Source organism: Candidatus Thioglobus sp. NP1 (assembly GCF_003326015.1).
GTDB classification, from domain to species: Bacteria; Pseudomonadota; Gammaproteobacteria; order PS1; family Pseudothioglobaceae; genus Pseudothioglobus; species Pseudothioglobus singularis_A.
Genome location: NZ_CP023860.1, coordinates 1,454,490 through 1,480,342, shown reverse-complemented (window position 1 = coordinate 1,480,342; position 25,853 = coordinate 1,454,490). Strand labels below are relative to the sequence as shown.

At 32.4% G+C, this 25,853-nt stretch carries 30 protein-coding genes and 1 riboswitch; of the genes, 6 read left to right on the top strand and 24 right to left on the bottom strand.

Annotated features, from left to right (window positions below; genetic code table 11):
• Positions 1–12 precede the first annotated feature (12 nt).
• The 3 genes from glaH to CRN91_RS07610 are packed head-to-tail and all read right to left on the bottom strand — an operon-like array spanning position 13 to position 2,167.
• On the bottom strand, positions 13–969 hold the full coding sequence (glaH, locus tag CRN91_RS07620) for a glutarate dioxygenase GlaH (RefSeq protein ID WP_114115835.1): 957 nt from the start codon (positions 967–969) through the stop codon (positions 13–15).
• Positions 970–974: 5 nt separating this feature from the next.
• Positions 975–1,508, bottom strand: coding sequence for an RNA pyrophosphohydrolase (locus CRN91_RS07615; protein WP_114115834.1), 534 nt, complete (start codon positions 1,506–1,508; stop codon positions 975–977).
• A complete protein-coding gene (locus tag CRN91_RS07610) occupies positions 1,508–2,167 on the bottom strand; it encodes a Bax inhibitor-1/YccA family protein (protein ID WP_114115833.1) in 660 nt (219 codons plus the stop codon). Before CRN91_RS07610 ends, CRN91_RS07615 begins: the two co-directional genes overlap by 1 nt.
• Positions 2,168–2,229: 62 nt before the next feature.
• Here CRN91_RS07610 and murD point away from each other — a divergent pair, with 62 nt between their 5' ends.
• Entirely contained in the window at positions 2,230–3,534 is a 1,305-nt protein-coding gene (murD, locus tag CRN91_RS07605; protein WP_114115832.1) for a UDP-N-acetylmuramoyl-L-alanine--D-glutamate ligase, read from the top strand.
• Here murD and miaA read toward each other — a convergent pair.
• Positions 3,506–4,435: a tRNA (adenosine(37)-N6)-dimethylallyltransferase MiaA gene (gene miaA, locus CRN91_RS07600; protein ID WP_114115831.1), complete on the bottom strand. Its 930-nt coding sequence runs from the start codon at positions 4,433–4,435 to the stop codon at positions 3,506–3,508. The two genes, murD and miaA, sit on opposite strands and share 29 nt — an antisense overlap.
• A 70-nt stretch (positions 4,436–4,505) precedes the next feature.
• On the opposite strand from miaA, the gene CRN91_RS07595 reads away from it, so the two are divergent.
• The 4 genes from CRN91_RS07595 to CRN91_RS07580 are packed head-to-tail and all read left to right on the top strand — an operon-like array spanning position 4,506 to position 8,014.
• Positions 4,506–5,522 (top strand): FAD-binding oxidoreductase, encoded by a 1,017-nt coding sequence (locus CRN91_RS07595; protein WP_114115830.1) that lies wholly within the window; start codon positions 4,506–4,508, stop codon positions 5,520–5,522.
• Positions 5,515–5,817 (top strand): BolA family protein, encoded by a 303-nt coding sequence (locus CRN91_RS07590; protein WP_114115829.1) that lies wholly within the window; start codon positions 5,515–5,517, stop codon positions 5,815–5,817. Before CRN91_RS07595 ends, CRN91_RS07590 begins: the two co-directional genes overlap by 8 nt.
• Positions 5,818–5,837: 20 nt before the next feature.
• On the top strand, positions 5,838–7,358 hold the full coding sequence (locus CRN91_RS07585; RefSeq protein WP_254424932.1) for a lytic transglycosylase: 1,521 nt from the start codon (positions 5,838–5,840) through the stop codon (positions 7,356–7,358).
• Entirely contained in the window at positions 7,355–8,014 is a 660-nt protein-coding gene (locus CRN91_RS07580) for a hypothetical protein (RefSeq protein ID WP_114115827.1), read from the top strand. Before CRN91_RS07585 ends, CRN91_RS07580 begins: the two co-directional genes overlap by 4 nt.
• On the opposite strand, the gene CRN91_RS07575 is transcribed toward CRN91_RS07580, so the two are convergent.
• From CRN91_RS07575 to CRN91_RS07510, 14 genes are all read right to left on the bottom strand, one after another.
• Positions 7,995–8,786: a cell division protein FtsQ/DivIB gene (locus tag CRN91_RS07575; RefSeq protein WP_114115826.1), complete on the bottom strand. Its 792-nt coding sequence runs from the start codon at positions 8,784–8,786 to the stop codon at positions 7,995–7,997. The genes CRN91_RS07580 and CRN91_RS07575 overlap by 20 nt on opposite strands.
• Positions 8,779–9,657 (bottom strand): D-alanine--D-alanine ligase, encoded by an 879-nt coding sequence (locus CRN91_RS07570; RefSeq protein WP_114115825.1) that lies wholly within the window; start codon positions 9,655–9,657, stop codon positions 8,779–8,781. Before CRN91_RS07570 ends, CRN91_RS07575 begins: the two co-directional genes overlap by 8 nt.
• Positions 9,654–10,487, bottom strand: a complete 834-nt coding sequence (gene murB / locus CRN91_RS07565) for a UDP-N-acetylmuramate dehydrogenase (protein ID WP_114115824.1) — start codon at positions 10,485–10,487, stop codon at positions 9,654–9,656. The genes CRN91_RS07570 and murB overlap by 4 nt, the downstream gene beginning before the upstream one ends.
• A 2-nt stretch (positions 10,488–10,489) precedes the next feature.
• Positions 10,490–11,902: a UDP-N-acetylmuramate--L-alanine ligase gene (murC, locus tag CRN91_RS07560; protein ID WP_114115823.1), complete on the bottom strand. Its 1,413-nt coding sequence runs from the start codon at positions 11,900–11,902 to the stop codon at positions 10,490–10,492.
• Positions 11,899–12,375, bottom strand: coding sequence for a 2-C-methyl-D-erythritol 2,4-cyclodiphosphate synthase (gene ispF, locus CRN91_RS07555; protein ID WP_114115822.1), 477 nt, complete (start codon positions 12,373–12,375; stop codon positions 11,899–11,901). Before ispF ends, murC begins: the two co-directional genes overlap by 4 nt.
• 3 nt (positions 12,376–12,378) lie before the next feature.
• Positions 12,379–13,071: a 2-C-methyl-D-erythritol 4-phosphate cytidylyltransferase gene (gene ispD / locus CRN91_RS07550; RefSeq protein ID WP_114115821.1), complete on the bottom strand. Its 693-nt coding sequence runs from the start codon at positions 13,069–13,071 to the stop codon at positions 12,379–12,381.
• A gap of 47 nt (positions 13,072–13,118) precedes the next feature.
• The gene (locus tag CRN91_RS07545) at positions 13,119–13,475 is read right to left on the bottom strand and encodes a septum formation initiator family protein (RefSeq protein WP_114115820.1); all 357 of its coding nucleotides are present in this window, start codon (positions 13,473–13,475) and stop codon (positions 13,119–13,121) included.
• 15 nt (positions 13,476–13,490) lie between these two features.
• Positions 13,491–13,895 (bottom strand): RDD family protein, encoded by a 405-nt coding sequence (locus CRN91_RS07540; protein WP_114115819.1) that lies wholly within the window; start codon positions 13,893–13,895, stop codon positions 13,491–13,493.
• 36 nt (positions 13,896–13,931) lie between these two features.
• Complete coding sequence (xseA, locus tag CRN91_RS07535; RefSeq protein WP_114115818.1) at positions 13,932–15,197, bottom strand: exodeoxyribonuclease VII large subunit; 1,266 nt, start codon at positions 15,195–15,197, stop codon at positions 13,932–13,934.
• Complete coding sequence (locus CRN91_RS07530; RefSeq protein WP_114115817.1) at positions 15,190–15,687, bottom strand: Smr/MutS family protein; 498 nt, start codon at positions 15,685–15,687, stop codon at positions 15,190–15,192. Before CRN91_RS07530 ends, xseA begins: the two co-directional genes overlap by 8 nt.
• A 107-nt stretch (positions 15,688–15,794) precedes the next feature.
• Entirely contained in the window at positions 15,795–16,055 is a 261-nt protein-coding gene (gene rpsT / locus CRN91_RS07525; RefSeq protein WP_114115816.1) for a 30S ribosomal protein S20, read from the bottom strand.
• Positions 16,056–16,137: 82 nt separating this feature from the next.
• On the bottom strand, positions 16,138–16,743 hold the full coding sequence (hflD, locus tag CRN91_RS07520) for a high frequency lysogenization protein HflD (RefSeq protein ID WP_114115815.1): 606 nt from the start codon (positions 16,741–16,743) through the stop codon (positions 16,138–16,140).
• The gene (gene mnmA, locus CRN91_RS07515) at positions 16,736–17,827 is read right to left on the bottom strand and encodes a tRNA 2-thiouridine(34) synthase MnmA (protein WP_114115814.1); all 1,092 of its coding nucleotides are present in this window, start codon (positions 17,825–17,827) and stop codon (positions 16,736–16,738) included. The genes hflD and mnmA overlap by 8 nt, the downstream gene beginning before the upstream one ends.
• A complete protein-coding gene (locus tag CRN91_RS07510; protein WP_114115813.1) occupies positions 17,827–18,741 on the bottom strand; it encodes a PhoH family protein in 915 nt (304 codons plus the stop codon). Before CRN91_RS07510 ends, mnmA begins: the two co-directional genes overlap by 1 nt.
• Before the next feature lie 81 nt (positions 18,742–18,822).
• Between CRN91_RS07510 and CRN91_RS07505 the strand changes: the two genes are divergently transcribed.
• Positions 18,823–19,845, top strand: a complete 1,023-nt coding sequence (locus tag CRN91_RS07505; protein WP_114115812.1) for a polysaccharide deacetylase family protein — start codon at positions 18,823–18,825, stop codon at positions 19,843–19,845.
• A gap of 2 nt (positions 19,846–19,847) precedes the next feature.
• Here CRN91_RS07505 and miaB read toward each other — a convergent pair whose 3' ends face one another.
• From miaB to ahcY, 6 genes are all read right to left on the bottom strand, one after another.
• Complete coding sequence (gene miaB / locus CRN91_RS07500; protein ID WP_114115811.1) at positions 19,848–21,170, bottom strand: tRNA (N6-isopentenyl adenosine(37)-C2)-methylthiotransferase MiaB; 1,323 nt, start codon at positions 21,168–21,170, stop codon at positions 19,848–19,850.
• The gene (locus tag CRN91_RS07495) at positions 21,170–22,207 is read right to left on the bottom strand and encodes a mechanosensitive ion channel family protein (protein WP_114115810.1); all 1,038 of its coding nucleotides are present in this window, start codon (positions 22,205–22,207) and stop codon (positions 21,170–21,172) included. Before CRN91_RS07495 ends, miaB begins: the two co-directional genes overlap by 1 nt.
• The gene (locus CRN91_RS07490) at positions 22,207–22,701 is read right to left on the bottom strand and encodes a murein hydrolase activator EnvC family protein (protein ID WP_114115809.1); all 495 of its coding nucleotides are present in this window, start codon (positions 22,699–22,701) and stop codon (positions 22,207–22,209) included. Before CRN91_RS07490 ends, CRN91_RS07495 begins: the two co-directional genes overlap by 1 nt.
• A complete protein-coding gene (locus CRN91_RS07485; RefSeq protein WP_114115808.1) occupies positions 22,691–23,269 on the bottom strand; it encodes a YqaA family protein in 579 nt (192 codons plus the stop codon). The genes CRN91_RS07490 and CRN91_RS07485 overlap by 11 nt, the downstream gene beginning before the upstream one ends.
• A 14-nt stretch (positions 23,270–23,283) precedes the next feature.
• Complete coding sequence (gene glyQ, locus CRN91_RS07480; protein ID WP_114115807.1) at positions 23,284–24,180, bottom strand: glycine--tRNA ligase subunit alpha; 897 nt, start codon at positions 24,178–24,180, stop codon at positions 23,284–23,286.
• Positions 24,181–24,321: 141 nt separating this feature from the next.
• A complete protein-coding gene (gene ahcY / locus CRN91_RS07475) occupies positions 24,322–25,734 on the bottom strand; it encodes an adenosylhomocysteinase (RefSeq protein ID WP_114115806.1) in 1,413 nt (470 codons plus the stop codon).
• Between the two features lie 21 nt (positions 25,735–25,755).
• Positions 25,756–25,824: riboswitch (S-adenosyl-L-homocysteine riboswitch) on the bottom strand.
• Positions 25,825–25,853 lie beyond the last annotated feature (29 nt).

Below are 25,853 nucleotides of genomic sequence, written 5' to 3'. Positions count from 1 at the left end.
AAAGGTCTTTAATTAATTATTAGAACCAGCATTCTCTTCAAAAGCACCTCGCTGACGAAGAAGCTCTCTATGAAGTTTTTTATTAGCAATAAATTTATCTCTTCCATGAAGCCAAAAATAATTATTGATAATGATCATACTCCCTTCTAATAATTTCACATTAGATGTATTTACTTCGTTTTCCAATGATTCTCCAACTTCAAAAAGATACATCCCTTGCTCAATATTAAGGGGCTCAACAAATTGATCAATAAAAGATATTCTAGGCTGAGAATCACTATTATCGTTAATAAAAATAGGGTGAAAGTTTTTATAACTAATATTTTTACTTGCAGGCGAGCCCCACTGAAATTTTTGCTTTGCTAATGGGTTATTATAAAATTTATCTAAATCTTGCCAATCATCAAGATGAAGAAGTAGGGAGTCTCCACCCTCAACATCTACTTCTAAAATTTTTTGCATTATCACCCAATCAGTGATTTCATTTACGTAGGTACCATCTGTATGCAGCTCCATTCTTCGATGTGCTTGGCGGAGATAGCTATCGCTATCATCCTCATTTTTAACACTAAATCTAGCATAAAATTTTCCTGACATAGAGTCAAGATTTGGAACGCCTATAAGATGTGAAATCGCTGTTGAAAGTAAAATATTAAAATCAATAAAATCTATTCCATTAAGAGTTGAGGCTTCTAATGATTCACACTCAAGTAATACAGCACCTCTAGAGCGATCCTTTATAGTATCTAAGAGATAATGACCAAGTGTATCCTCCGTTGACTTATTAAGACAATTCGCTAGGAAAAATCTTAAAAAAGGTTTATATTCTATTGACTGAACATCATGACCAATAATCTGCTTGGAGAATTCTTGGATAGTTTTTTTAGAAAGTCTAACAACTTGAAGTCTAGAATTATTATTATGATTACTAATATCAAAGCCAATATTTAGAATATTTTTAGGAGTCATTGTATCTATAACTTTATTGCACTAAATTGAAGTGGTCTAGATAACTTAGTTGGTATGCTATGTTCATTGTTAAAAAGTATTGGTGCAAGTGCTTTTAACATATCCTCATATACCTCACGTTTAAATTTTATTACTTCGTCAACAGGTCGCCAATAATCAACCCATTTCCAATCATCAAATTCAATATCATTATGCAAGTCAAGAGAAATATGATCATCACTTGAGTCAAGTTTTAAGAGAAACCATACTTGCTTTTGTCCAATACATTTGGGCTTTTGACGCCTTCTAATGTGTTCTAAGGGTAATTCATAGCGAAGCCATTTCGGTGTTTTAGCAAGCAGAGTGACCTGAGCTGATGAGAGTCCGACCTCTTCCTCAAGCTCTCTATAAAGAGCATCTAACTCAGACTCATCTTTATCAATACCACCCTGTGGAAGTTGCCATGCATCTTGTTTGAATCGCTTTGCTAAAAGGATTTGTTTTTTTTCATTAGTAATTACAATTCCAACGTTAGCACGATAACCATCGCTATCAATCACTAGTCATCGCCTGAAAATACACCTAATAGGTGAAGAAGGCTTAAGAAAAGATTATAAATAGAAATATAAAGAGTAACTGTTGCCATAATGTAGTTCGTTTCACCACCATGGATAATATTACTTGTTTCAAATAATATAAGACCACTCATTAGTAAAATAAACGCAGACGAAACTGCAAGAGATAAAGCAGGCATCTGGAAAAAATATGCAGCTATACCAGCTAAAAATGCAACTACAATACCAGCAGTAAGAAATCCAGCCATAAAACTAAAGTCTTTTTGCGAAACAATTGCATAAAAAGAAAGTGACAAAAAGATTACTGCAGTTCCAGTCATAGCCATCGCTACAAGCTCAGAGCCATTAGAGAATGCACCCATATAAGCTCCAATTATTGGCCCTAAAGTAAGACCCATAAAGCCAGTAAGAGCAAAAACAGCAAGAATTCCCAAAGCTGAATTTCTAAGTTTTGTGACCAAAAATAACAGACCAAAATAGCCACCCAGGGTTATTAATAGCCCAAAGTAAGGTAAGTTAAGATACATCGAAAGATACGCCATCAAGCCACTAAATAAAAGAGTTGCTGATAGAAGTTGATAAGTATTTCTTAGTGTTCGATTTATAGTAATCGAACTAGAAGTTGTTTGAACATTTGTAGGCATAATATTAAAGTAAAGTAAAAGTGTAAAATATAGTCAATTTTGGTCGAAATTACAAGGCTTTCATGAAACTTATTTTGGGTATGGGTTTAACTGGCTTATCAGTTGCACGCTTTTATTCGAAAAAAAATATTGATTTTCGTATTGCTGATTCTCGGTTATCACCACCTATGCTTCAAATAATGAAGCAAGAAAACTTATTGATTGACTTCCATCTTGGAGAATGGAACAAGAATTTATTAGATGATATTTCTGAAATTATTATCAGCCCTGGTATTGCTGAATCTGAAAAAATAGTATCTTGGTCTCGTAAAAAAAGTATTCCTATTATTAGTGATATTGAATTATTTGGTCGATATGCCAAAGCACCTATTGTTGGTATTTCAGGCTCAAATGGCAAGTCTACTGTAACTCAATTATTAGGTGAAATGGCTCATAATGATGGGAAAAATGCAGTTGTCTGTGGAAATATTGGCAAACCTGTTATGGATAGCTTGAGTGATGATGCAGACGTTTATATTGTTGAAATTTCAAGCTATCAATTAGATTATACAAATAAGATTAATTTATTAACAGGAGTGATTACAAACATTACCCCTGATCATCTTGATAGATATGAAGATTTCAATGCCTATATAGAATCTAAATTATCACTCTATTCTTATTGTTCGAGTAATATTGTTAATTTAAATGAATCTCTAGTTAGTAAAATTGATTTGAATGCTTGCTATGCAATTGATAAACACGGAATAAATTGTGAATTCCATGCTAATAAAGATGGTGATAAATTTATTTTTTTTCATGGCAGCCAAACTTTAATGTCATCTGAGGAGTTATTGGTTATAGGTCGTCACAATGTAGAAAATATTCTTGCAGCTCTAACTCTTGGTCATCAGATAGGCCTTTCACTTAAATCAATGGTTATAACCTCGAAAAAGTTTAAGGGAATAGAGCATCGCTTAGAATGGGTTGTAAGTCTTAATGGAGTAGATTTTTTCAATGATTCGAAGTCCACTAATGGTATTTCAACTATTACAGCTATTAAAGCTATAGCTGATAAATATAAATCTGTAATTCTAATTGCTGGAGGAATTGCAAAAAAAGAAGACTATTCAGAGCTTTTTCAATTAATAAATACAAAAATTGACACCTTAATCTTAATTGGCCAGTCTAGTGCTATGTTTTCTAAGAAGATAAACAGTTGTCCAGTTCATATTGTTGAGACAATGGAGCATGCTGTTGCTCTATCTAAAACTATCGCCTTAGAGGGCGCTATTTTGCTTTCACCAGGATGTGCAAGCTTTGATATGTTTAATAATTTTAGTGAAAGAGGAGAGACTTTTAAGTATTTTGTTCTTCAAGAAAATTAATCACCTTATTAATATCATTTTCAGTAAGGATAAGCGCTTCCTTTTCATTTCTTAGCCAAGTACATTGTCTCTTGCACAACTGCCTTGTTGCTACGATAGCCTTTTCAATCATCTCCTTTTTATTGTAGACTCCATCAAAATAATTCCATGCCTGTCTATAGCCAACACACCTCATAGACGCTAAATCTAAATTAAGTTTTTGATTTTCTCTCAAGGATTTAACTTCATCAAGAAAGCCATTTTTTATCATTTCAATAAATCGCCTCTCAATTCTAATATGTAGATTTGATCGTTCAGGCATAAGAACAATTTTTTTTATTTTAAGATCTAGCTTGTTTTGATTTTTATTGCCTTGAAGTGCACTTAAAGTTTCACCAGACAGTTTGTGTACTTCAAGAGCTCTTGTAATCCTTTGAGAGTCATTAGGATGAATTCTTTTTGCTGATTTTGGATCAATCTCTTGCAATTCTTTATGTAATTTTTCACTTCCCATTTTTTGTAAAAGATTATTGAAGTGTTTACGAGACTGATTTGTTGATGCAGGAAGTGCAGATAAGCCATGCTCTAAAGCATTAAAATAAAACGAAGTACCACCAACTAAAATTGGTAGTTTTTTATCATTTAGAGCAGACTCTATATGTTTGTTAGCAAGCTGAACAAATTGTTTAACAGAGAAGCCTTCATGTGGTTCACAAATATCAATAATTTCATGAGGATAGTTCTTAAGTAATTCTTTGCTAGGTTTTGCAGTACCAATATCCATTCCACGATATATTAAAGCTGAATCCACACTAATTATTTTAGAATCAAGATGCTTGGATATCTCAATGGCTAAATCAGTCTTACCCGAAGCTGTAGGACCCATAAGGAAAACTACTGAATTATTTGATTCTATTGTCATAAGAATACTAGGCTTATATAACTAATACCTACATTATAATGTCAGCTTTATAAATTGTATCTCCAAAACGATGTTTACAGTTTTAAATCAAGTTACTGGAAAGTCATTTGAAAGTAGCGGCCAAAAGCCAGTTCTTAATGGTGCTCTTGAGAGTGGATTAAATTTCCCATACGGTTGTCAAAATGGTTTTTGTGGTCAATGTAAAGCCATTATATTAAACGGTGAAATTGAGTATGATGGAGATGTTCCCTCTGCAATAAGTAAAGATGATGCTGAAGCAAATATGGCATTACTTTGTCAATGCAAGGCAAAAACTGATTTATATATTGCAGTGGATGAGCTTGATTCTTTGGCAACTATAGAGGTCAGAAGTATGCCTTGTCGTGTCGAGGAGATTAATCGTTTAAATCATGATGTAATAGCAATTATATTAAAGATTCCAGGAGCACAATCACTGCAGTATTTGGCAGGACAGTATCTTGAGTTAGAGCATTCAGATTATGAGCCAAGATCATATTCAATTGCCAATGCACCAATTAATTCAAATTTGATTGAGCTACATATCCGATTAGTTGATGGGGGTAAGCTTACAAACTTTTTATTTAATTCACTGACTGAAAAATCTATTCTAAGAATTGAAGGCCCAAAGGGAAGTTTTTTTCTTAGAGAGGATAGTGAATGTCCAATTATATTTATAGCTGGTGGCACAGGATTTGGGCCAATCAAAGCAATAATAGAACATCTTATTAACATAAGCTCAAATAGAGTTATTCATTTATACTGGGGTGTAAGAAGCGAAGAAGATTTATATTCAAGTCTTCCATCTGAATGGAGCGAAATGTATGGCAATATCTCTTTTGAACCAGTATTATCAGAAGCAGATCAGTCCTGGAGTGGCAAAAAAGGATATGTCCATGAATCTGTAGTGGATGATTTTCAAGATTTAACGGATTATGAGGTATATTCCTGTGGCCCACCTGTAATGGTAAACGCATCACATAAAAGTTGCCTAGAGTATAAACTGCCAAAAGAGAACTTCTTTTCTGATGCCTTTGAATATGCAAATGTGATTAGTGAAAATGAATAATATGGAAGAACACATAAATATACAACTCAAAATTGCTTTAAGTCCAGAGTATCTTGAGGTAGTAAATGAATCAAGTCAACATTCAGGACCTGCCACAGAATCACACTTTAAGATTGTGGTTGTTAGCTCAAAATTTGATAAGATGAAGCTCATTGATAGGCATCGCTTTATCAATAAACTTTTTGCTGAAGAACTTCAGCATATTCATGCATTAGCAATGCATACTTATACAATTGATGAATGGCAAAAGCGTCAAGGTGCTCCAGATTCTCCTAAATGTTCTTCTAAGTCATAGAGGTGAAAGGGTTACTTTTATTGATTGTTATATTTCTTTCCGCGTGTCAAAGTGTTGTTGATAATAATAAAAAATTAAGCACTTTTAAGTCTAAATCAGATAGCCCTTATCAAGTTATTGATGAATCTAATTTATGGACTTTAATTGCAAATAATCAGCAAATAAATAGTGAGATTAATCCAAGGATTCAAAGTCAAATTAATAGGATTAAAAATAATCCTGAATATTTATCTATAATATCAAAGAGGGCCAAGCCCTACTTATATTTAGTAGTTTCTGAGCTAGAAAAACAAGGTTTACCAATTGAAATTGCGTTATTACCAATTGTAGAGTCAGATTATTATCCCTTTTCTTATTCCCATGGAACTGCAGTTGGTCTATGGCAATTTATCCCATCAACAGGAAAAATGTATGGCCTCAAAGAGAGTTGGTGGCATGAAGATAGAAGAGGTGTATTAACTTCAACTCAAGCAGCAGCTTTATATTTAAAAGATCTTAATAATATGTTTGATGGTGATTGGCTATTAGCAATAGCGGCCTATAATGCCGGACCAGGGCGAATTCAAAGAGCAATAGATAAAAATATTGAACTTGGACTAAATACAGATTACTGGAGTCTTGATTTACCAAATGAAACTGAAAAATATGTTCCAAAACTTTTGGCATTAGCTGAAGTTATAAAGGCGCCATCAAGCTTTAACCAAAGCTTAGTCAAAATAAATAATGAGCCGTTTTTAAAAAAAATAGAGCTAAATTCGCAATTTGATTTAGCTTTAATTGCTCAATGGACAGGCCTTACTATTGAAGAAATTTATACCTTTAATCCTGGACTACGAAGATGGGCTACTCCAGTTTTATTACCATATTCTTTGCTCTTACCTTTAAATGTTGTTGAAGACTTTGAAATAAATTTATCAAAGTCTGGCGAGAGACCAAAAATTAGCTGGGCTCGATATAGAATTAAAAAAGGCGATAGCTTGAGTTTAATTGCCAATAAATACAATACGACAACTTTACAAATTCAAAATGTCAATGAGTTAAGAGATGATATTATTAGAATAGGAGATTATCTAATTGTGCCTCTTGCTGAACAAAATGAAGGTTACTATTCTTTATCAGAGAATCAAAGAGAAAAAAGTCGGTTAAATATTCAAAAAAATTCTGAAAAAATTACTTACATGGTTGTTGCAGGAGATAGCCTTTGGAAAATTGCAAAAATTTATAATACTTCTATTAATAATCTTGTTAGATGGAATCAAATCAATCCATCAGAGTCACTTTCAATTGGAAAAGAATTAGTTATCTTGCTTAATAATAAAAGTAGAACAGAGTTAGCTAAAATAGCAAATACTGGAATCGATATTAGTAGAAAAATAGTTTATACAGTTAAAATTGGTGATAACCTTTCAAAGATTGCTCAAAAGTATCAAGTTAAAGTAGCTGACATACAATCTTGGAATGATTTAAATGAAAAACATATTTTGCAACCAGGTGACAAATTAACTATAACAATTAATGTAGTAAATTCAAATTTATCATGAAAACAATACCAATACTTAAAACAATCCTCGCAAGTTTAGCTTTTGCTATTAATAATTGGCAAAAGTTGCTTGAGGTTAGTATCTTTCCATTGCTTATGATGATTCCATTCATAACAATCTTGCCAGAGGTTATAGTTGTTATGCAAGCTCAGCTTCTTGGAAATGGAGAGATTCAAGCTAATCCAGATAATTATGGATTCTATTTATTATTTTTTGAATATGGCCACATTGCACTTGTTATTAATATTTATCGTATGGTGGTAAATGGAAATAACTCTGTTGCTCGTTTAGGAGTCGTTCTTCCAAGTCTAAGATTTGGACGTTTTTTTCTTTTGTCTATTTTTCTGTCAATTGCAACCCAGTTTCCAATATTTATTTCACCATTTTTAATACCTGTAATTTATTTTCTCCTCATCCCTATATCACTTAATTTAGTTTCAATTGCAAATGATATTCCATATAGGAAAAATAAATTAAAGTTAGGAGTTCAATTCAGTATCTTCTCTCTAAAGCTCGGAATTCCATGCATTTTAATAGGCCTATTAATCCTTCTTGGAGCAAATGAGTTTTTATTTTGGACAGCAATAGTCATGATAATCTACTGGATGGCAATCAGCTTTTCTCTTTGTTACAGAGTTATAATGGCGAATAACTAAATGCAAAGTCTCTTGGATATCTCATATCAAAAATACATGTTGGCCTATCTTTTTTACATTTTTTAAAATTTTTATAGACCTTGATAAATAGATCAAGTCGTTCACTTTGTTTTTGATAGCCTAAAATTACTTTTATATTATTTTCAAGTATTAATTGGTCAATAGCTGACCTCTCAAAGCGGGCAATTTTTAATGATCCTAATGTTGCTTGATATTTTTTAAAATCTATATAAAACTGTTTAATATTATCTTTTGAAACAATTCCAATAGGAGTATCTGAGGAAATTAAAAATCTGGGTAGATATAAAATACCTTTAGAAGAAATAAATCCTTCTGACCCCCATTGCATTGCTATATCATGATTTTCAACTGTAACTCTAATCTTATTCCAAAATATTCTCTCTGCATTAGCTTTGGAAACCCATGGGTGTTTTTCCACATTTTTATTGATTTGAGAAAGTTCTATTAAATATTTATTTTCTAGAACTGACTTTATTAAATCATCATATTGATGGGTTATAGTTTCTACAAAATATTTATTAATAATAGATGAGTTGTTAATTTCATTATTTTGATTAGTCAAAGTTTCAAAATCACCTCTAATTTCCCAAGTAATACTTGGTTCAAATAATTTTGAATTATTTATTAAATATATCGAACTTGCAAATGACAAAATTATAATTAAATAAAACAAACCTTTCAGAATCTTAACTAAAATAACCTTAATTGGTTTTCTTTGTTTTTTTAAATAATTTCTTCTTAATTTAGCCATTAAGAATTTTTAAAATTAATTGTTCAAAGGAAATGTTAGAGGCTTTTGCAGCCATTGGAACTAGTGAATGAGATGTCATGCCTGGAACGGTATTAATTTCTAATAGGTAAGGATTCTTCTTACTATCAAGAATAAAGTCAACTCTGCCCCAACCAGATGCTCCCATAACATTAAAGGCCTTCAGGGCAATCATCTGAATCTTTTTCTCTTGTGCATTACTAAGATCAGATGGACATAGATATTCAGTTTTTTCACTAAAATACTTGGAATGATAGTCATAGATATCATGATCAGATGAAATTTTTATACTAGGAAGAGTTTTATTATTAAGGATTGAAACAGTGTATTCATCTCCCTCAATCCACTTCTCAATTAAAGCTTCATCATTATATTGCCATGCGTTTTCCAGGGCTTGTTCTAAATTTTTTTTATCACTCACTTTACTAATACCAATACTTGATCCTTCTAAAGTTGGCTTTATCGCCCATGGAAGCGAAAAGTAAATTGGATTAAGTTCATCACCTTTTTTAGCAACAATTGATGGTGATAATGGTAAATCATATTTATTCCACATCTCTTTAGTAGCTGCTTTATTCATGCAAAGGTTAGAAGCTTTTTCATCAGAACCAGTAAAAGGAATATTTCTTTTTTTAAGTTCACTTTGAATGAATCCATCTTCACCACCTCTGCCATGCAATACAATAAATGCTTTATCAATTTTTTCGCACCAAAGATCAGTAATATTATCTTTATTAAGATCAAATTTAAAGCATTTAATATTACTTTTAACTAAAGACTCATATACAGCATTCCCACTTAATAGAGATATGTCTCTTTCTGCAGAATAGCCACCCATTAAAACAGCAATCATACGATTATAATTTCAGTTTCAAGTTCAATATTGTGCTTATCTTTAATTGTATTTTGAATATGAGCAATTAGGTTTTCAATATCCATAGCACTCGCATTATTTTGATTAATAATATAATTTGCATGCTTTTCAGAAACACAAGCTCCACCGATACAAAAACCTTTAAGACCACTAGATTCTATTAGTTTAGCTGCATAAGTATCCTTTGGGTTTTTAAAGACACTTCCACAACTAGCTAATCCAATGGGTTGTGTTGAGTTTCGTTTATGAAGAAGGTCACGAACATTATCTTGGGGTTGTTTTAAATCAAAATTAAATCGAGCGCTAATAAAAAATTCACCACTGAAGTGATGAATAACTGAACGGTAATTAATTTTATAATCACCTGGAAATCTTTCTTGAATATCTCCAGTTAAATTAATAGTTTTGACAGAGACAACATATTGCCAAATTTCAGAGCCAAAAGCACCAGCATTCATAGCGAGAGCACCACCAACACTTCCTGGTATAGCACTTAAAAATTCAGCACCATATTTCAAATTAGCTTGAGAAAATCTTGATAACTTTGCTAGAGAAGTCCCAGCTCCAGAGTCAATAAAATTTCTTGAAATATCAAGGCTATTAAAATTTTTAGTATGTATGGTTGTTCCATCAAAGCCCCTGTCCCTAACTAAAAGATTGCTACCAAGACCAACAAATAAAAGTTGTGTTTTGTTATTTTTTAAAAAATTAGATAAAGCTGCTTCATCTTCAGGAACAAAGAATTGACTTGTCTGACCCCCTGTTCTTAAAGAGCAGTGTTTTGACATTGGCTCATTTAATTTAATCATATTTATTTAGAAAAATGATCTTTCAATTGATGTGGTATTTTATGAACATCACCAGCACCAAGAGTAAGTATGACATCATCTTCAGAAGCTATATTGGGTAGTATTTCTATTATTTCGTCAATATTTTTAACAACTATAGGATCAATTGAACTTCTTCTTCTAATAGAGTCAGCAAGAGTAGATGAGCTAACAGTATTTATTGGGGCTTCATTTGCTGAATAAATATTCAACAATACTAATGCATCAACTTTGGATAGGCAACTTACAAAATCATTAAATAAATCTCTAGTGCGAGAATACCTATGAGGTTGAAAAATTACTAAAAGTCTTTTGTCTGGATATGTATTTCTAAGTGAACTAACAACTGCAGAAATCTCATTTGGATGGTGACCATAGTCATCAAAGAGAGGGACTTTATAAACGTTTATAGATAAATATTGATGAAAGTCTAATCTTCTTGAAACGCCACTAAAGTTCAATAAAGCCTTTTGAATGTCTTCTATTTTTATTTCAAGCTCAATCGCAACACTTATAGCTGCGAGCGCATTTAGAATATTATGATTTCCAATTAAATTTAATATAACTGGAAATTTTTTATCGTATTTAGAGCAGTTAACATCAAAGGTCATTCTTAATTCATTTTGCTGAATATTAGATGCTTTTACATCAGCATTTTCACTAAAACCATAGCTCAAAACAGGCCGATGAATTTTTTTAAGGATATCTTTAACTCCATTATCATCAATGCAAGCAACGCATATGCCATAAAACGGCAAATTTGATGTAAATTTAATAAAGGCATCAGTAAGATTATCATAATTGTGACTGTAGGTGCTCATGTGATCTTCGTCAATATTTGTAATGACACTAAGCATTGGTTGAAGATGAAGAAAGGATGCGTCACTCTCATCTGCTTCAGCAATTAAGTAATCACTTTTGCCTAACTTAGCATTCATACCTGTTGCATTGATAATCCCACCAATAATATAGGTTGGATCAAGTTTAGCTTCAGTCATTATTTGCACAATAAGACTTGTAGTTGTAGTCTTTCCATGCGTTCCTGATATCGCTATTCCAAAACGAAAGCGCATAATTTCAGCTAACATTTCTGCTCTTGGAACGATTAATAATTTTTGGTGTCTGGCTTCTTGGAGTTCGGGATTATTTTTATTAATTGCTGAAGAGACAACCACAGCTTGCTTTCCCAAAACATTTTCAGCTTTTTGAGTATAAATAATTTTACAACCTAGTTTTTCAAGTTTCTCAGTAGCTGTGTTTGACTGAATATCTGATCCAGAAATTTCATAACCTAAATTAGCAAGCACTTCAGCAATTCCACTCATCCCAGAACCCCCAATGCCGATAAAGTGAATTTTATTTATTTTTGAACGAGTAGGATTATTGATTAAAGTCATGTTTTATTTACAGTTATAATGGTAATTGCTTGAATCCCTTTGCCTTTTCCAAAGGCAGTTAAGCCTTCCCCTGAAGTTGCAGTTATGCCAATATCTGATAAAGTTACATTACAGATTTTAGAAATATTTTCCTTCATAAGTTCAATCAAAGGAGATATTTTTGGATTCAAACACTCAATGCTTATGGCAATATGATTTATTTTCCAATCACTGAGGTCATCTAAAGCAACTTGCAAATATGCTTGACTATCAATTACTCCTTGCTTAACTAGTTGATCAGCCTGAAAACCTAAAACATTTTTACCAGTGATACTAGAAATAGCATTAGTCATAGCATGAAAAATTACATCTGCATCACTATTTCCTTTGAGGCCAAAAGGATGATTGACTTCAATACCTGCAAGAACTAATAGCTTTCCTGGTTTTTTTTCAAATGCATGTGAATCCTGTCCAATACCTGTTTTTATTTCCATAATTTATTTTAAATAATAATTAGCTAATTTAAGATCATCTGTTTGAGTAATTTTAATATTGCTTTTAGATCCTTTAACAATTTTTATAGAATGACCTAAGTTTTCAATAGCCTCAGATTCATCAGTGATGATATTATCAAATTCAATAGATTTTTTTAGGGCCTCATTTAAAATACCAAATCGAAACATTTGTGGCGTTTGAGCATGGTAAAGTGTTTTTCGATCAATCGTTGATAGCTCTTTTTGAGAACTAATTTGTTTAACTGTGTCAATAATTCTTGTTGCTAGAATGCCACCAACAGGATGATCAAAAACTTGGTCGATTAAGTTTTCAATGTCTTCGCTTAGAATACATGGTCGAACTGCATCATGAACTAAAATCCAATCATTATTATTTGCTATATTACTTAATGAATTTAGTGCATTAAAAACCGAAAGATGCCTTTCTTTTCCTCCTGTAACAATAGAAAGTATTTTTGGGTGATTAAAATAAGATGATAATTTAAATTGGTCATCTTCAGCAGCTACAGCAACAACACAGGCTGTAATTCTATCAATAGATAGAAGGGTCTTAAGACACTGGTCAATGATTGACTTACCATTATCAAGTTTTAGGTATTGCTTTGGCATTATCTCATTCATACGCTTACCAATTCCGCTAGCTGGAATGATTAAGAAGCAATTATCAGTATTCATCGTAGCTATGTGGTCCTTTTCTCAAGCTTTGAAATCAATGAACTTAATTATAGAGCAGAGTTAGAAGAGTCAACTAAATTATCATTATTAATAATCTTATTTACCTTAAAAAAAACTTCCCCTTCCTTTACTAAGCCATACTTGTATCTTGCTTTAGACTCAATTAGTGACATATCTTCTTCTGTATAGTTAGTGATTTGATTGAAAAGTAAAGCATTATTTTTTTGGAGGTTAAGATTTTTATTTTCTATCTCTTTAATAACACTTTGTTTTTTTAAAATCACATTAGGAAAATTATTTTCAAAAATATTTTGCTTTATTAAAAAAAACAAAATAATTGAAAGTAACAGTGAAACTTTATATTTAAGAATAAATCCAAATAATCCTTTTGAATTGTTATTCATAGAATCTATGATCGTTTATTTATAAAGTGAGGAAAGATATGTTTTTGAATAATAATCATGAATTGGAAGTTTGTACTGATTAAAAAACTGAAATAAAAATCCAAGCCCAGTTAAAGAAATAAGAGCTAATATCATTCGGGTTAGCGACTGTCTATAGGTTATATTATCACCATCAAATTGAGAAATTTCGAATTTCCAAGCCCTCATGCCAAGAGTTTGCTTGCCTTTAACCCAAGAGAAGGAAAAATATCCAAAAATTACTGGAAGCGTAAGGAAGTAAAAAAATAAACTATTAGTAATAGGTTCTTTTTTGTTAATTAGAATTACTACCCCTGCGATAAAAAACACAAAAGAAAAAACTAGTAATAAATCATACATAATTGAGCCTAAGCGTCGAAGAAATGAGACATTAGATTTCATATTTAAATTTTCTTTAAATGATTTGATTTATGAAAACTAATTATCCTCTTTATTGGTAACTTTTGAAGTAACTTTTCCATCATTGAATTGAGAGACAATAATATCACCTTTGTTAATTTTCTTGATTGATACTATAACCCCTCCCTTTTCATTATGCGAAATACTATAGCCTCTTGAAAGAGTATTAAGTGGTGAAAGAAGATTTAAAAGATTAGCTTTATTACTCAAATCATCTAAATGATTTTTAATAAGATTTTTTGAGTTATTATTAAGTTCTATAAACAGCTGCTTCAACTTGGATTGACTTTGTTCAATTAATAAGTTTATTATTCTAAATAAACGTAACTCATACTCATCAAGTTTTTGAGCATTTATTTGTAATTGTTGACTTGGATCAATGATTCTTAGTTGAAGAAGATTTAGTGACAGTCTTTTCTTTTCAATTGACTGCTCAATAAAGCCTTTTAATTGATTAATAAGTTTAGATAATTGATAAATAATCACTTGGCGATCTGGGGTTGCACTGACAGCTGCAGCTGATGGGGTTGGTGCTCTCAAGTCAGAAACAAAGTCTGCAATTGTGGTGTCAGTTTCATGTCCTATAGAGCTAATTATAGGTGTTGAACAACTAAATATTGCTCTTACAAGTTCTTCCTCATTAAATGCCCACAAGTCCTCCATTGATCCACCTCCCCTGGCTAATATTAGGACATCACAGCGTTTAGAATTATCTGCAGCTTGAAGTGCTTTAATAATTTTTATATGGGCTTGATCACCCTGAACAATAGTGTCAAACAGAAGTATGTCAGCAAAAGGGTACCTTAATTTTAAAACTTTGATAATGTCTTGAATTACTGCCCCATTGGAAGAAGAAATGACACCAATAGTTTTTGGAGATATGGGTATATTTTTTTTATTCTCTATATCAAATAAACCTTCACTTCTTAATTTATTTTTAAGCTGGTCAAATGCAAGTTGAAGATTACCTATTCCAGCTGGTTCCATTTCTTGAACTATCAGTTGAAAGTCTCCTCTTTGTTCGTATAAAGTAACAGCACCTCTGATTACAACAGACATGCCATTTTCAGGAGTAAATTGTATCTTGCGCTGATTAAGTCGGAAAAATGCACACCTTATTTGTCCACTTGTGTCTTTTAATGAGAAATACCAGTGTCCAGAGGAGGGCCTAGATAAATTTGAAATTTCACCTTGAATCCAACAAGAAGGTACATTTTTCTCAATTGTATTCTTACATAATTTTAAAAAATTAGAAACTGAATAAATTTCATCAAGATTAAACATTAGCTTTTTTTAGGCAGGCAAATACTGCTCCAGTTCCACCCATCGCTTGAGGGCAAGAGCAAAATCCTAGAACTTGAGGATGTTGTTTAAGATAATTAACAACTTGAGATTTTATTATTGATAAGCCATTATCTGAATGATATCCTTTACCATGAATTATATGAATAAATCGCTCATCAGAGTGAAAATGAATAAACCTTGATAATGCTTGACAGGCCTCTTCAATCTTATGTCCATGAAGATCAATAGATGGTGTTGATCCTATATTTCCCTGCTTCATTTTTTTAACAATTTTTGCAGATAATCCTGCTTTTGCATGTATTACAGGTTCTGATCCTAAGATATTTGGCTCATATAAATAACTATAACCTTCAAAAGGCTTATCAGGCTTTGAAATCGAGAAGGCATTATTCTTATTATTATCTTTATCGATAGTTATTTGTTTATCGATAGTTTCACGAAATAATAATTTGTCACTTTCATTTACCATAGTAGTAAAAATTTAAACATAAAAAAACCCTCGAAGAGGGTTTTAATTATAACTGTGATTTTTACTATTGAATATTACATTCAAAGGAAATTTATAAATTCTCTTTCTTATAGAACTTTGATTTGAGAGCTGAGGCGAGATTTTTTTCTAGCAGCTTGATTTCTATGCATTAAACCTTTGCTAACAGCTTGATCAATATTTTTTTGCATCTTTATAAAGTCGCCTGTGGCTTCTTTTTTATCTCCAGAAGCAATGGCTGCAACAACTTTTTTAACGAATGTACGGACCTTGGCCCTGATTTGAGAGTTATGTTTATTTCTTTTAACTGCCTGTCTTGCGCGTTTTTTTGAACCTGCTGAATTGGCCATATACTTTTATTTAGTGCTATATTACAAAAAGATGAATTATAGAGTCTCGTCTGAATTTATGCAAGTATTAGTTTGTATTGTGTTAATTTGCTAAAGACTGAATATATTGGAGAGTTTTTTTCTTATTAAGAAGAAGATGCCAGGTTTTACCCCCCTGAGACTTCCATAATGAAACTGCTCTAATACCTGCCAATAGAAGGGCTCTAATATGATTTGCAGTTTTTTGGTTTGATAGGTAGATTTGTTCCCCTCTAACCATAATAGTAGGACTGAGACTACCTAAAGTATTCTTATATAGTTCGGCAAGTCTTGCAATTGAATTACTATGATTAATATCAAAAAATTCTTGTCTATTAATGAGCTCTATCTCTGTAGTAATTAACTTAAGAAGTTGCGGTTTCTTCATCAATTTCTTTTCAAGATTTATTAAAGCAGTAACATATAACATTACATTATGCATATCAATAGATTTTTTCTCAAGAACATCTTTTAAAGAGTTAAAGCCTATTTGTAAATCTTCAGGAGAGGTAAAAATTTCATCAATAGAATCACTATCAATTACTATACTATTTAAACTCATTTTATTGCTGTGACTATCGCACTGACCAGTTGAGGCAAGTTGTTGGACTAAACTGCTAGATTGAAAAATGCTGGCTAAAGCTAGAGTTTGTTTTGCTGTTTTATTCATTAGATTTTGATTTAATAACGCTACCACCAAGACAGATATCATCCTGATAAAAAACTACTGATTGACCTGGTGTTATTGCTCTTTGACTTTCACTAAAGTTAACTTCTAGGCAATTATTCTCTAACATAATAACCTTACAATCTTGAGAAGCTTGACGATATCGAATTTTAGCAGTGCATTTAAGAGGAAATTGAGGGACAATATCTACCCAATGTATATTATCTGCAATAAGAGTATTATGATAAAGAAGAGGGTCGTCTCCTTGAACAGCAACTATTTCATTTGACTCTAAGATTTTCTCTGCAACAAACCATGGTTCTTGTGAATCACTAAAGCCACCTCCAATTTCAAGCCCTTTTCTTTGACCAATTGTATAAAAAGGCAAGCCATGATGATGCTTAATAAAGTCACCATTCTTATTAATTATATTTCCTTGTTCTTTAGGGAGAAAAGTGGTTAAAAAATCTGCAAATGGTCTTTCACCAATAAAACAAATTCCAGTAGAGTCTTTTTTATCAGCATTTACAAAGTTATTATTTTTTGCAATTTCTCGAACTTGATTTTTATCTATTTCACCTAATGGAAATAAACTTTGAGAAAGCTGATTTTTATCCAATAAGTGGAGAAAATAGCTCTGATCTTTATTTTTATCTAATCCACACTTTAGAAGAAAACTCCCATTTACTTTAGAGATTCTTGCATAGTGTCCAGTAGCAATTTTTTTTGCACCAAGATTTTTTGCATAATTCAAGAAAGCTTTAAATTTAATTCTTTGATTACATAATACATCTGGGTTTGGCGTTCTACCCTTTTTATGCTCAGATAAAAAGTGCTCAAAAACATCTTCCCAGTATTCATGTGAAAAATTGACTGTATGAAGTTTAATGCCAAGCTGATCTGAAACTTTTTGAGCATCCTCTAAATCTTTAGATGCAGTGCAGTATTTGTCATCATCAGCTTCATCCCAGTTTTTCATGAATAAAGCTTCAACGTTATAGCCTTGTTCAAGAAGGAGGTAGGCTGTTACTGATGAGTCAACTCCTCCAGATAGGCCAACAATTATTTTGTCATCATTGACACCCATTACGTATGATCATAAGCACTAACAATTTTTTTAACTAACTGATGTCTCACTACATCTTTAGTATCAAAATTGCAAAATGCAATATTATCTATACTACTAAGGATTTTAATTGCATGTATGAGTCCTGATTCACTTACTTTAGGAAGATCAATTTGCGTAATATCTCCTGTAATAACCATTTTAGATCCAAAGCCCATGCGCGTTAAAAACATTTTCATTTGAGGAATTGTAGTATTTTGAGCTTCATCTAGAATAATATAGGATTCATTTAAAGTACGACCTCTCATGAATGCTAATGGAGCAACCTCAATAACACGTTTCTCTATTAGTCTATTTACTCTCTCAAACCCTACAAACTCATACAGAGCATCATAAATAGGGCGAAGATAAGGGTCAACTTTTTCGCTTAGATCACCAGGAAGAAAACCTAGCTTTTCTCCTGCCTCAACAGCTGGTCTAACAAGAACTAACCTTTTAATGCTTGAATTTTCAAGTGCCTCAACAGCCCTTGCAACTGCTAAATATGTTTTTCCTGTACCCGCTGGACCCACAGCAAAAACAGCGTCATTATCAATTATTGAGTTGACATAATTTTGTTGATTAGTGCTTCTTATATGAATATGTTTTTTACTCATTTTGATCGTAACAGACTTTGTTTCTCCATTTGGACTATTAAGAGATTTAATGCAAAGATCAATATCACTAAAATCAATTGCTTTGCTTTCGGATAGGACAAGCAGATCTTGAAGAACTGAAACTGCCAATGAGGCATTCTCACCTTTTATATTAAAATCAGAGCCCTTGTTAGATACTTTAAGATCAAGATTTTTTGCAATATTTTCAAGGTTTTTATCAAAAGTTCCACAGATATTAGCTAATTGTTCTGAACTTTGAATATCAAGAGTAAATTTCATAATTATTATTTTACTGAATTAGATATAAAACAAATGATAAGTTGCATGATTTAAGACAATATTTAATTTATCATTTATATTATGAAGAGACTAAAGATTCTTATAAATTTTTTTTTAATAATATGTTGCTTTTTTCCATCAATTGCAACTGCAGATGATAATGGTTGTGTGATACTTTTATATCATCGTTTTTCAGATGAAGAGCCAAAATCAACGAGTACTTCTCCAAGTATTTTTAATCAGCATTTGGAATACTTGGTTGATAATAAATATAAAGTACTCCCATTGAATGAGGTTGTAAAAAGACTTAAATTAAAAAGCTCTTTTCCTGAAAAATGTGTCAGTTTAACAGCTGATGATGGTTTTTTATCATTCTATACTGAGGCTTATCCATTGCTAAAAAAATATCAACTTCCAATGTCGGTTTTTATTTCAACTGAACCTATTGATAAAAAATATAAGGTAATGATGTCTTGGGAACAGTTAAGGGACATGAGTCCTTTAGTTGATATATATAACCATAGTGTGAGCCATCTTCATATGGTTGATTTAAATAATTTAACTATAAAAAATGAAATAAATATAGCCCAACAAAGACTTTATAAAGAATTAAATATTATTGATAAATTTTTTGCATATCCATATGGTGAGTTTGATGATAATACTTATTCACTTTTGGAAGAGCTTGAGTATGTTGGATTTGGCCAACATTCTGGAGTTGCTGGGATTTCAAGTGATCTGCTGAATATACCAAGATTTTCAATGTCAGGACCATATGCAAAAATGGATAGTTTTTCTTTAAAGATTAAAACTGTGCATATGCCTATTGAGTCAGAAAATCCTAAATCTTTAATTATTTTTGGAGATTTTAAACCAAAACTAGTTCTTAATTTTTCTAGACCATTATCAGCTTATGAAAAAAATAATTTTTCGTGCTTTATTTCTGGTCAAGATCAACCAAAGATTAACTGGCTATCTTCTCAATCATTATCAGTTAAATCCAAAGAACCACTTCAAATTGGAAGAAGTCGTTATAACTGCACGATGCCCTCAAGCAAAAAAGGTCGTTATTTCTGGTATTCCAAACTTTGGTTAAGGCAATAGGTTTAGATTAATTCTGCCTTAAGAGAGTTACCAAAGCCATCCATAATTTTCACAGAAACAATCTCTCCAATTAAGTCATCACTTCCTAGAAAGTGAGCAGTACGCATATTCTCAGTCCTTCCAGATAGAGTTGATCCTTTTTTAGAAAGGCCCTCAACAAGAACTTTTTGAACACTTCCAATCATAGATTTAGAAATTTCTTCAGTATTTTTATTGAGCTTGTCTTGGGTTTTTGCAAGTCTATTTTTTTTAATGGATAGGTCCACATCATCTGGAAAGCCTGCTGCAATAGTGCCTGGACGCTTTGAATATATAAAACTAAATGATTTATCGAAGCCAACCTCATCAATAAGACGCATGGTGTTATTGAAATCTTCTTCAGTTTCCCCAGGAAAGCCAATGATAAAATCAGATGAAATAGAAATATCTGGTCTAATTTTTTTTAAATTACGAATTTTAGATTTATATTCAATTGCAGTATGTCCTCGCTTCATTAATCCTAGAATCTTATCAGAGCCACTCTGAACTGGAAGGTGAAGATGAGAGACAAGTTCTGGAACTTCTGCATAGGCTTGAATCAGCCGATCAGTAAATTCAACCGGATGAGAAGTCGTATATCTTATTCTCTCAATCCCTTCAATTTGAGCAACAATCGCTATTAAAAGTGCTAAATCAGCAACATCACCATCATCCATGAGTCCTCTAAAGGAATTTACATTTTGACCTAGAAGATTAATTTCTTTAACTCCCTGTCTAGCAAGAGATTCAACTTCTTCTATCACATCATTAAAGGGTCTAGAAATTTCCTCACCTCTTGTGTAAGGAACGACACAAAATGTACAGTATTTACTGCATCCCTCCATTATTGATACAAATGCTGACGCACCATCGCTATGAGGTTCAGGTAAATGATCAAATTTCTCAATTTCAGGGAAAGAGATGTCAATACTTGTAGCTCTACTATTTAGTGCATCATTAAGCATATTTGGAAGTCTATGAAGGGTTTGAGGGCCAAAAATCATATCAACATATGGCGCTCTTTTAAGAATAAGATCGCCTTCTTGTGAGGCAACACAACCACCGACTCCTATTACAAGATTAGGGTTTTTTGCTTTTAATTTTCTCCACCGACCTAATTGATGAAAGAGTTTCTCTTCAGCTTTCTCTCGGATTGAGCAAGTATTGATGAGTAAAACATCAGCCTGACTAATGTCATCAGTTAGATTCAATCCGTGAGAGTCTTTTAAAACATCACTCATTTTGTTAGAGTCATACTCATTCATTTGGCACCCAAAGGTACGTATGTGAAGTTTAGAGATACTCATTACTCAGTTTTTTGAATATGAAGAGTTTGAGTTGGATAGGCTATTTCAGCACCATGATCATCAATAATTTGGGCTATATCAAGTAATAATTTTCCTTTAAACTTTTTGAACTTACCTGCATCAGTTAAAGAACTAAATGCCCAAATTACAAAGTCAAGAGATGATGCATTGAATAAATCAAAATATACTCGACAAGGCTGATCTTGATCAATATTGTCTTTACTCGCTAACAGTGCTTCAACTTTTTTAATAATACTTTCCATTTGAGCAATATCATCATAACGAATTCCAATAACTTCATAAATTTGACGATTTGTCATTCGAGAGGGCGTCTCAATAGGTATTGTTGCAAATATCCCATTTGGAACATATACAGGGTTTTTATTAAATGTTCGAATACGAGTCATTCTCCAGCCAATTTTCTCAACTACACCCTCTATACTTTTATCTGTCGTGCGAATCCAATCACCTGTTGAGAATGGTTTATCCATTTGAATCATTAGGCCACCAAAAACGTTAGCAAGCATGTCTTTGGCTGCAAAACCAACAACAATTCCACCGACACCACCTAAAGTTAAAATTGAGGATACAGCATAGCCATAATACTGCGCAACACCTAAAATAATTGCAAAAACAAAAAGAATTTTGATGAGGCGAGTAAATAACCTAACTGAATCTTTATCAACGCTACCTTCTTTATCTAGCATATAGTTTTCAATACTAGATATTAGTCTTAGAATTCCCCAGGTTAATATAAAAACTGGTGTGATGCTTATATACCCAAGAATTTGAGTTAAAGCTTGAATTTCTGAAGTAAGCTCTGCTAATGAAAAGTAAAACCATCCATACCAAATTAGAAGTTTCAGTGGAGCAGCAATAGCATTTATAAGATGATCATCTATTTGGGTTTCAGTGCTATCAGAATGCTTGGTTATTTGCTTGAGTATGAAGCCTAGAGCTATATGAGCAATAATGGCGATAACTACAAGAGCAACTATCATCTGAAGTGGGCTTATTTGTTCGATAAAATCTATCATTAGAGATATTTTAAAGGATTAATGGGTTCTTCGTATTTTTTCATTTCAAAATAAAATGGCTTATTGCCAGTGATAGCTATTAATTGACCCTTTTCAATTACATCTCCCTCACTAACTAATAGTGATTGATTTTGATTATAGACACTATAAAAACCATAAGCATGTTTGATAATAATCATTTTCCCATAACTTGTCATTTTATCCCCACTATAAACTACCTCTCCATTTCTAACAGCACGAACCTCTTGACCCTCACTATTATTAAAAGTTAAACCGAGGTGATTATCCTCTTTTGAGTAGTTTTTAAGTATTGAGGCTTCAACTGGTAATGACCAATTTTTATTTACTTTAACTTTGTTAACCTTAGATGTATTTTCTTGATTAACTTCAATCTTGTTGAATGATTTTTCAACAACAGTTACTTGACCTGGACTATTAGTAAAGCAGCCTGATAAAAATATACATAAAATAAAAATTAAATATTTAATAGACATACCAAATTCCAAATGCAACAATGATAATAAGAAGATAACCCAATCTATCTATATATTTATTTAACCACGCATCAGCTTTTTTTCCAAATTTTATTACAAGATAAGAAAGCAAAAAATATCTAGCACCTCTCGCAATTAATGAAAAGACTACAAAAGGAATAAGTGGCATAGCCATCATTCCAGCTGAAATTGTGAAAAGTTTATAGGGAACTGGACTAAAGCCAGCAATTAATATTATCCAAATCCCATAAGTATTAAAGTAATCTTCTGCAATATAGAGTTCTGGCAAGTAATTAAGTTTTTCTAGTAACGGCATAATTAAATTAATTGCATAGATTCCAATATAGTATCCAGCAACGGCACCAAGAACTGAGCTTATAGTACAAATTGTCGCAAAATAAAACGCTTTTGACCTATTCTTAAGTGACATAGATGCTAATAAAAGATCTTGGATTGGATAGGGTAGTATTGAGGATTCTAAAAAACTAATTAAAGATAACCAAAAAATGGCAAAACGACTAGATGACCAGTCTAAAACCTTATTGTAAAGAGTATGAAAAGGTCTCATAAATGAGTAACTTTTTATTTCTTTAACATTGGAAAGCCTAGGCGCTCTCTAGAATCATAATAAGCTTGAGCAACCTTTTGACTCATAGCCCTTACTCTCCTTATAAACCTTGCTCTATCTGTTACACTTATTGCGCGCCTAGCATCTAAAAGATTGAATATGTGAGAGGCTTTCATAGTTTGCTCATATGCTGGAAAAGAAAGCTCTTCTTTAATAAGTTTAGAGTTCATTTCTTCAGCTTCATCAAATTGCCTAAAAAGAACATCAGTATTAGCAATCTCAAAGTTAAATTTTGATTGTTCAACTTCATTCTGATGATAAACATCTCCATAAGTTAGCCCTTCTGTCCATATTAAATCATAAACACTATCAACTCCTTGGAGATACATTGCTAATCTTTCTAAACCATAAGTTAATTCTCCAGAAATTGGCTTACATGGCAGGCCTCCAACTTGTTGAAAGTAAGTGAATTGACTTACTTCCATCCCATTTAACCAAACTTCCCAACCTAAGCCCCAGGCACCTAATGAAGGTGATTCCCAGTTATCTTCTACGAATCTTACATCATGAATTTTTAAATCAATTCCAATTGCTGCTAATGAGTCAAGATATAAATCTTGAATATCACTTGGCGATGGCTTTAGTAAAACTTGAAATTGATAATAGTGCTGAAGACGATTAGGATTTTCACCATATCGACCATCACTGGGCCTTCTTGACGGTTGAACATAAGCAGCTTTCCATGGTTCAGGGCCAATAGATCTAAGAAAAGTAGCAGGATGAAAGGTTCCAGCTCCAACTTCCATATCAAAGGGTTGGGCAATTGCGCATCCTTTTTCTGCCCAATAATTTTGTAATTTAAGGATTAGATTTTGAAATGATTTAGTAGTATCGAGTTCTGAAACTGACATTAATTTAAACTAAAAATAACAATTAACAAAAATTTTACCTCACCAACTAGTTTAGAGGGCGGCATTTATTTTTTCTATTAAATGAAAGTAAAAAAAATGCGGGAAGAAATCCCGCATTTTTCATATGATTTAGAAAAAAACTTAATATTTATAAGTTTCTGATTTAAATGGACCTTCTTTTGGAGTATTGATATATTTTGCCTGAGTATCAGTCAAAATAGTCATTACACCACCAAACCCACTAACCATTCCAGCAGCAACTTCTTCATCAAGTTTCTTTGGAAGAATTTCAACTGAAACATTCTCAGCTTTCTGATCTTTTGGTAAGTCAGCAAATTTCTTTTCAAAAAGATGCATTTGAGCAAGTACTTGGTTTGCAAAAGAACCATCCATAATTCTAGAAGGATGACCGGTTGCATTTCCTAGATTAACTAATCTTCCTTCAGAAAGAAGTATTAGATAGTCATTGTTGTCTTCAGAGCGATAGATACGGTGAACCTGGGGCTTCACTTCGTCCCATTTCCAATTATCTCTCATGTACAAAGTGTCAATTTCATTATCAAAATGACCAATATTACATACTACTGAGCCAGACTTGAGGCTTCTAAGCATTGCTGAATCACAAACATTTGTATTACCAGTTGTTGTTACAATTAAATCAGTAGTACTTAATAATTCTTTGTTAATGCAATCTATTGAGCCCGTATTTATGCCATCTATGTAGGGTGATACAACTTCAAAGCCGTCCATACATGCTTGAAAAGCGCAAATAGGATCTACCTCAGTAATCTTCACAATCATTCCTTCTTGTCGAAGTGACATAGCAGAACCTTTTCCAACATCACCATAGCCTATAAGAAGGGCTTTTTTACCTGACATCAGCATATCAGTACCACGCTTAATGGCATCGTTTAAGGAGTGACGACAGCCATATTTATTATCATTTTTAGCCTTCGTTACAGCATCATTGACATTTATAGCAGGAACTTTAAGCTCACCACTCTCAATCATTTCTAAAAGGCGATGAACACCAGTTGTAGTTTCCTCACTGATACCATGAATTTTATCAAGCATTTCTGGATACTTGTCATGAACCATGCCTGTTAAGTCTCCGCCATCATCTAAAATCATATTGGCATCCCATGGTTTACCATTGTGAAGAATAGTTTGTTCAATACACCATAAAAATTCTTCTTCAGTTTCACCTTTCCAGGCAAAAACTGGTATGTTTTTTGCAGCCATAGCTGATGCTGCATGATCTTGAGTTGAAAAGATATTACAAGATGACCAGCGTATTTCAGCCCCAAGATCTATAAGTGTTTCCATCAGGACAGCAGTCTGAATTGTCATGTGAATACAACCCATGATTCTTGCACCCTTAAGTGGCTGTTCTTTACTATACTTTGCTCTAAGAGCCATTAATGCAGGCATTTCATCTTCTGCAAGTTCAATCTCTTTACGACCAAAGTCTGCTAAATTAATATCAGCAACCTTATAGTCAAGGTTGAGATCAGAAACTTTAAAGCCAGCATTATCTATTGTTGATTCGCTCATTTTTATTCCCTGTTAAGTTGAAAAAAATGAGCGTCGTTTTGATTACCAAGCCTGATTGAAAAAATTCTCAATGCAACGCTCCTTGGCAAGTTATGTATTATACAAAAAAAAAAATAAAA

Excerpts from the sequence above, each read along its gene's own strand:
- glaH (WP_114115835.1), bottom strand. The coding sequence starts at position 969 with ATGACTCCTAAAAATATTCTAAATATTGGCTTTGATATTAGTAATCAT.
- CRN91_RS07610 (WP_114115833.1), bottom strand. The coding sequence starts at position 2,167 with ATGCCTACAAATGTTCAAACAACTTCTAGTTCGATTACTATAAATCGA.
- murD (WP_114115832.1), top strand. The coding sequence starts at position 2,230 with ATGAAACTTATTTTGGGTATGGGTTTAACTGGCTTATCAGTTGCACGC.
- miaA (WP_114115831.1), bottom strand. The coding sequence starts at position 4,435 with ATGACAATAGAATCAAATAATTCAGTAGTTTTCCTTATGGGTCCTACA.
- CRN91_RS07595 (WP_114115830.1), top strand. The coding sequence starts at position 4,506 with ATGTTTACAGTTTTAAATCAAGTTACTGGAAAGTCATTTGAAAGTAGC.
- CRN91_RS07590 (WP_114115829.1), top strand. The coding sequence starts at position 5,515 with ATGAATAATATGGAAGAACACATAAATATACAACTCAAAATTGCTTTA.
- CRN91_RS07580 (WP_114115827.1), top strand. The coding sequence starts at position 7,355 with ATGAAAACAATACCAATACTTAAAACAATCCTCGCAAGTTTAGCTTTT.
- CRN91_RS07575 (WP_114115826.1), bottom strand. The coding sequence starts at position 8,786 with ATGGCTAAATTAAGAAGAAATTATTTAAAAAAACAAAGAAAACCAATT.
- CRN91_RS07570 (WP_114115825.1), bottom strand. The coding sequence starts at position 9,657 with ATGATTGCTGTTTTAATGGGTGGCTATTCTGCAGAAAGAGACATATCT.
- murB (WP_114115824.1), bottom strand. The coding sequence starts at position 10,487 with ATGATTAAATTAAATGAGCCAATGTCAAAACACTGCTCTTTAAGAACA.
- murC (WP_114115823.1), bottom strand. The coding sequence starts at position 11,902 with ATGACTTTAATCAATAATCCTACTCGTTCAAAAATAAATAAAATTCAC.
- ispF (WP_114115822.1), bottom strand. The coding sequence starts at position 12,375 with ATGGAAATAAAAACAGGTATTGGACAGGATTCACATGCATTTGAAAAA.
- ispD (WP_114115821.1), bottom strand. The coding sequence starts at position 13,071 with ATGAATACTGATAATTGCTTCTTAATCATTCCAGCTAGCGGAATTGGT.
- CRN91_RS07545 (WP_114115820.1), bottom strand. The coding sequence starts at position 13,475 with ATGAATAACAATTCAAAAGGATTATTTGGATTTATTCTTAAATATAAA.
- CRN91_RS07540 (WP_114115819.1), bottom strand. The coding sequence starts at position 13,895 with ATGAAATCTAATGTCTCATTTCTTCGACGCTTAGGCTCAATTATGTAT.
- xseA (WP_114115818.1), bottom strand. The coding sequence starts at position 15,197 with ATGTTTAATCTTGATGAAATTTATTCAGTTTCTAATTTTTTAAAATTA.
- CRN91_RS07530 (WP_114115817.1), bottom strand. The coding sequence starts at position 15,687 with ATGGTAAATGAAAGTGACAAATTATTATTTCGTGAAACTATCGATAAA.
- rpsT (WP_114115816.1), bottom strand. The coding sequence starts at position 16,055 with ATGGCCAATTCAGCAGGTTCAAAAAAACGCGCAAGACAGGCAGTTAAA.
- hflD (WP_114115815.1), bottom strand. The coding sequence starts at position 16,743 with ATGAATAAAACAGCAAAACAAACTCTAGCTTTAGCCAGCATTTTTCAA.
- mnmA (WP_114115814.1), bottom strand. The coding sequence starts at position 17,827 with ATGGGTGTCAATGATGACAAAATAATTGTTGGCCTATCTGGAGGAGTT.
- CRN91_RS07510 (WP_114115813.1), bottom strand. The coding sequence starts at position 18,741 with ATGAAATTTACTCTTGATATTCAAAGTTCAGAACAATTAGCTAATATC.
- CRN91_RS07505 (WP_114115812.1), top strand. The coding sequence starts at position 18,823 with ATGAAGAGACTAAAGATTCTTATAAATTTTTTTTTAATAATATGTTGC.
- miaB (WP_114115811.1), bottom strand. The coding sequence starts at position 21,170 with ATGAGTATCTCTAAACTTCACATACGTACCTTTGGGTGCCAAATGAAT.
- CRN91_RS07495 (WP_114115810.1), bottom strand. The coding sequence starts at position 22,207 with ATGATAGATTTTATCGAACAAATAAGCCCACTTCAGATGATAGTTGCT.
- CRN91_RS07490 (WP_114115809.1), bottom strand. The coding sequence starts at position 22,701 with ATGTCTATTAAATATTTAATTTTTATTTTATGTATATTTTTATCAGGC.
- CRN91_RS07485 (WP_114115808.1), bottom strand. The coding sequence starts at position 23,269 with ATGAGACCTTTTCATACTCTTTACAATAAGGTTTTAGACTGGTCATCT.
- glyQ (WP_114115807.1), bottom strand. The coding sequence starts at position 24,180 with ATGTCAGTTTCAGAACTCGATACTACTAAATCATTTCAAAATCTAATC.
- ahcY (WP_114115806.1), bottom strand. The coding sequence starts at position 25,734 with ATGAGCGAATCAACAATAGATAATGCTGGCTTTAAAGTTTCTGATCTC.